A 5,493-nucleotide genomic window follows, 5' to 3' on the forward strand; every position below is an offset into this window, starting at 1 on the left:
TTTGACTTTAAAAAGCTGGGCTAACGTAGATTCCACAAAGGCACTGCTGGAACCCAGCAGCGCAATAATCCACATCCAGAAAATCGCTCCTGGTCCACCTACCGTAAGGGCCGTTGCCACACCAGCCAGATTGCCGGTTCCAACACGGCTTGCCAGCGAAATGGCAAAAGCCTGAAAAGAAGAGATATGTTTCTCGTGTCCGTTTATCTTTGCTGTCGAATCACCCAGTAACCGGATCATCTCACCCAACATACGGAACTGTACGAAACGAGTCTTAACACTAAACCAGATGGCGCATCCCAGCAACATGATTATCAGGACATAAGTCCACAAGACATAGTTGGCTTCATTTATGATATTCGTGAATAGCTCCATGAAATTTATTAATCAGATTTGAGTTTAAAATAAAATGTATGCTCCCTGAATACCGGTTCCACCAGGTCAAAACGAATAAAATCTGCCAGCAAGCCAATCACCAGCTTCCGCGGAAGCCCTGAAAGCCTGACACACTTATTCAACGTCAATTCGCCGTGCTGCCCCACCAGATTTAATATAGACTGTTCTTTCTCTGTATAAGCCACTACCACTTCTTTTTTATTGTGAAACCACACGTTCAGGTGGACCGGAGTGGCCAAGATTGTTTCATCTTTAATGCGCAAGTAAGCCTTGGGCCGATTGTCTTCATCGAGGGCATAGACAGGCTTCTCCTTGCTTTCGGGAACATAAACCTCCAGCACATCTTTGCCTTCCACCTTATATAACTGGTTATCAAGTTGCAGGGCAGGCTTACAATACATTGTAGCTGCAGCTTCTATCATGTAAAGTTCCTCTTCCGAACGTATTCCTGCTATTTTTCCGTTATCTTTTACTCCTATAAGCAACCTTCCCCCTCCGGTATTGGCAAAAGCCGACAAGCTCCTAGCTATTTTCCGGGCATCAGAAATGGCAAATTTGAAATCCTGATGCACATGTTCACCTTCAGTAATGAGTTGCTGTATATAGTCTGCGTCTGTAATCTGTTTCATTACCGGAACAACTCAATCACAATGTTTGTGCGTCATGATGTCGAGCACCAGTTTATCGGTCTCATTCATGCCTTCAGAACCGATTTTCGTCAGATTACGGATGCTGAAATCCACATTGTCTTCAATGATACCTTCTACTGAAGTCACACACTTTCCTTCCATAGCCAGGATGGCAGAGAACACAGCGGTCGATACTCCACTGGTCAGTTTCAAGGCACAGCTTGGCTTGGCTCCATCACAAATCATACCTGTCAGGTTGGCAATCATGTTCTGCACGGCATAAGCTACCTGCTTATACTCCCCTCCCATCAGGTAAGTAATTCCGCAACTGCTGCCTGTAGCCGCCACTACACAACCGCACAAGGCCGACAGACGTCCCAGGTTCTGCTTGATGTAAATAGCTGTCAGATGACTGAGCACCAAAGCCCGAATCAGTTCTTCTTCCGTCTTGTGATTCTCTTCCGCAAAAACTACGACCGGAAGTGTGGCAGCAATTCCCTGGTTTCCACTTCCGGAATTACTCATTACCGGAATCATGGCACCTGCCATACGGGCGTCACACGCAGCAGAAGTATACGAAAGAATATGCGTAAAAGTATTGCTTCCCATGATACTCTGTTCGCTACGGCTGCTCTGCAAGGTCTTTCCCAGCTCATGCCCGAAATTTCCCTTAAAAGAACGTTCAGCCGCCTGCAGGTTCAGACGTTTGGCCTCAAGAATAAAGCGGATTTCATCCACCGGAGCCGTAGTAGCGAATTCATACACCTTACCCAGATTCAGCTCCACGTCTTCCATATCTGCTTCAACTCCCGCCTTGGTTCTATGGTCAAACAAAGCCTGACCGTTCCGCTCTGCATACACAAAGTTCGTATGCCCTCCACTGATAATGGCCGTAGCCTCATCTCTGCCGGCCGAACAAACCACTTCGATATACAGTTTTTCTTCAATGCCGTCCTTCAGTTCTATCTTAATGCCTTGACCGGCTATCATCTGCTTTCCTTCTTCCACACTCTCGGGAGTGATGTCTTTCAAGACTTCCAGTCCATATTCCGACTTTCCCTTCAAGGCTCCCAGTGCAATGGCAATAGGCAGACCAATCATACCCGTACCGGGAATACCCACTCCCATGGCATTTTTCAAGATGTTAGCACTCAGACGTGCGGTAATCGTTTCCGGACACTTTCCCAATACCTCGGTAGCCTTGGCCACACAAAGAGCCACAGCTACCGGCTCTGTACAACCAATGGCCGGAACCACTTCCCGCTGAATAAGTGCGATAATGCGCTCTCTTTCTGCTTGTGCAATCATGTTGCTTATTTTTTATAATTCTTCAATCCTGTTTGCAGGAATTCCACATATTTCTGAATATCCTCATCATACGAATAGGACTTGTTCAACGGCATTCCTTCATTGTCGAGCAATACATAGAAAGGCTGTGCATTGGCTCCGAACTTGGCACGCTGCAAGTAGCTCCATTTATCGCCGACCGTACGCAGCGTACGTTCGGTACTGTTTTCCATCACTTTCACCGGCTCCGGCAATCTGGTCTTTTCATCCACATACAGCGTAATCAGTACATAATCCTCGTTCAAGAGCTTGCTTACTGTAGGATCTGTCCATACAGCCAGTTCCATCTTACGGCAGTTCACACAACCATAGCCTGTAAAGTCAATCATCACCGGTTTTCCCTGCTGACGGGCATACTCCATTCCGGCATCAAAGTCATTGAACTTCGCATGCACTTCATTCTTATATAAATTGAAATCCTGTGTCTGCATCGGAGGAGCAAAAGCGCTCACTGCCTTCAAAGGAGCACCCCACAAGCCCGGCACCATATATACGGCAAATGCCAGAGAAGCAAGCGCCATAAAGAAACGGGGCACACTTACCTTTGTATCGTCATCATCGTGAGGGAACTTGATTTTTCCCAACAGATACATACCCAGCAACGCAAAAATCACAATCCACAATGCCAGGAAAGTTTCACGATCCAGCAGGCGCCAGCCGTAAGCCAAATCGGCTACAGAGAGGAATTTCAATGCGAATGCCAGTTCCAGGAATCCCAGTGTCACTTTAATGACATTCATCCAGCCTCCCGATTTCGGCATGGACTTCAGCCATGACGGGAAGAGTGCAAACAAGGTGAACGGCAAAGCCAGTGCTATGGCGAATCCCAACATGCCGACAGCCGGTGCTACAATGCTTTCGGAAGTAGAAACTTCCACCAGCAAGAAACCGATAATCGGACCAGTGCAAGAGAAAGAAACCAGTGACAGCGTGAAAGCCATCAGGAAAATACTCAACAGTCCGGTAGTCTGCTCTGCCTTGCTGTCTACCGCATTGCTCCACTTCGACGGAAGGGTAATTTCAAACGCTCCAAAAAAAGAAGCGGCAAAAACCACCAGCATCAGGAAGAACAAAATATTGAATATGGCACTCGTAGATAAATCATTCAAGGCACTGGCACCGAAAATCAGCGTAATGGCCAGACCCAAAGTGACATAAATCACCACAATAGAAGCGCCATACGTCCATGCATCCCGAATTCCTTTCCGCTTGTCCTTGGTACGTTTCAGAAAGAAACTTACCGTCATCGGAATAATCGGCCATACACAAGGAGTAAACAATGCTAACAATCCACCCACAAATCCGGCAAAAAAGATATACAGCCATGAACGCGATTCATTGTTCACGTTCTCACCGAACGAACTTAACTCCTTAATAACCGGCTTCCAGTAGTCAGCAGCTTCGCCATCAGCTGTATCTTCACCGATACGAAGCGGCACCAAATCCACAGATGCCGTATCTGCCAATGAGAGATTCTCTTTCGTTGCAACTGCCTCTTCTGCCGTTTGCTTTCCAGCAGCTTCTCCTTTGAAAGAAAATTCCACATTAGTAGGAGGCAGACAGTTCTCGTCATTACAAGCACCATACTGCAAATAACCGCTCACTTCATATTTTCCACCTTTCAACTTGATTTTCTGCACAAAGGTAGCCGTGCCTTCAAAGAAACGGACCTGCATCCCGAATATCGGGTCCATCTTGTCAATTTCCTTACCGGCAGGTTTCAGTTTTCCGACCATCTCTGCCCCTTCAAGCTTATCCGTATTGAAAGTAGCCGAAATAGGCCCCCCTTCAGGCAGGTCGGTAGAATATACATGCCATCCCTTTTCCATTTTCCCGGTAAATACAATTTCCACCTCATCGGCAGAAACCGATTTCCATTCAGTCTTAAACTTTACCGGTTCTTGTATCTGGGCCAATACCGGCAAGCATAAAATGGCCATGAAAAGCCAGCTAAGTAGAATTTTCTTACTCATAAATATACCTTAGATGATGTAATAAAACTATATTCTGTAAAAAAGCAGGACAAAGATAATCATTTTTCTTACTATAATATAAGACGCTCTATGATTCACAGGCGTTTTTTATTTTTAATACGGCAATTTCCATTTCCGGAATTTTCCTTTTTTAGCTTATCATAAGGTATATGCATAAAAAAATCCTCATTTTTTTGCAAAATAAAAAATAATCCCTACCTTTGCACCGCCTTTGAAAAACAAGGTAACTCTCAAGAAGAGTTTTGGAGAGGTGGCAGAGTGGTCGATTGCGGCGGTCTTGAAAACCGTTGTACTGCGAGGTACCCGGGGTTCGAATCCCTGTCTCTCCGCAATAAAGGGTGTAAATCAAGCATTTGCAAGATTTACACCCTTTTTTACACCCAAATAATGTAATATTGGGTATTCTCAAACTATTCCCGAACATCCTCTTACAAAAGAAAGTTCGATGTTGGGAACTTACTGTTTTTTGTGTTTAAGGATTTGCGAAGAACAGGCAATCGCTTTACAATGTGTCCGACAGCTATGACAGTCGTCATAACACCAATTTTATAATGCCATAAGCCAAGTGGTGTGTTTGCTCCGCTTACACCAAGTAATACGATACCTGTAACGGACAGCAATAAAAATATGATAGACAGGACTGCTGTAACCTTGCTTTTCCTGCCTATTCCGTTTTTTATGATTCCCTTATACCATCCCCAGTGTGTTGTCACATGGAATATGATGGCAACAAGGAACAATATACTGCCCAAGACATGAACCACTGCCCAGTTATGCCATACTTCGTGGCTGTTCCCATGTCCGGCTATGTGCAGACCAATTCCTGAAATGGCAGACACGATGAATACAACGATTAAAATCCAGTCTATTACAAAAACTCTTTTCATACATTTCCAAATTTAATGGTGCAAAGGTCACTACTTTATTGGAAACGGACGATAACAATTGTAAAGAAATGGAGTTTAGCGGCGGTTTCTGATGCGGGACAGCGAAACGGGAGTAATGCCAAGATAGGAGGCTATGTAATGTTGCGGCACCCGTTGGATGATGTTTGGATATTCCTTCAACAGTTCTTCGTATCTCTGTTGTGGTGTATTCTTGATACGGGACAGGAACAGGTGCTGGTA

Annotated in this window: 5 protein-coding genes and 1 tRNA gene; 1 reads left to right on the plus strand and 5 read right to left on the minus strand. The window is 45.2% G+C overall.

Features of this window, described 5'->3' with window-relative positions; genetic code table 11:
- From ACMJ0U_RS00875 to ACMJ0U_RS00890, 4 genes are all read right to left on the minus strand, one after another.
- The coding region (locus tag ACMJ0U_RS00875) for an alanine:cation symporter family protein (protein ID WP_417127531.1) at positions 1-375 on the minus strand (375 nt) is incomplete at its 3' end.
- Positions 376-383: 8 nt separating this feature from the next.
- A complete protein-coding gene (locus ACMJ0U_RS00880; RefSeq protein WP_417127533.1) occupies positions 384-1,025 on the minus strand; it encodes a helix-turn-helix domain-containing protein in 642 nt (213 codons plus the stop codon).
- Positions 1,026-1,037: 12 nt separating this feature from the next.
- Positions 1,038-2,333, minus strand: coding sequence for a serine dehydratase subunit alpha family protein (locus ACMJ0U_RS00885; RefSeq protein ID WP_417127535.1), 1,296 nt, complete (start codon positions 2,331-2,333; stop codon positions 1,038-1,040).
- Positions 2,334-2,338: 5 nt separating this feature from the next.
- The gene (locus tag ACMJ0U_RS00890) at positions 2,339-4,345 is read right to left on the minus strand and encodes a cytochrome c biogenesis protein CcdA (RefSeq protein WP_417127537.1); all 2,007 of its coding nucleotides are present in this window, start codon (positions 4,343-4,345) and stop codon (positions 2,339-2,341) included.
- Between the two features lie 265 nt (positions 4,346-4,610).
- On the opposite strand from ACMJ0U_RS00890, the gene ACMJ0U_RS00895 reads away from it, so the two are divergent.
- Positions 4,611-4,695: transfer RNA gene (locus tag ACMJ0U_RS00895), tRNA-Ser, on the plus strand.
- A gap of 99 nt (positions 4,696-4,794) precedes the next feature.
- Here ACMJ0U_RS00895 and ACMJ0U_RS00900 read toward each other — a convergent pair.
- A complete protein-coding gene (locus ACMJ0U_RS00900; RefSeq protein ID WP_413551854.1) occupies positions 4,795-5,253 on the minus strand; it encodes a DUF4405 domain-containing protein in 459 nt (152 codons plus the stop codon).
- Positions 5,254-5,493: the final 240 nt, after the last annotated feature.

Origin of the sequence: Phocaeicola sp. (assembly GCF_048170425.1) — a bacterium.
Classification (GTDB): domain Bacteria; phylum Bacteroidota; class Bacteroidia; order Bacteroidales; family Bacteroidaceae; genus Phocaeicola.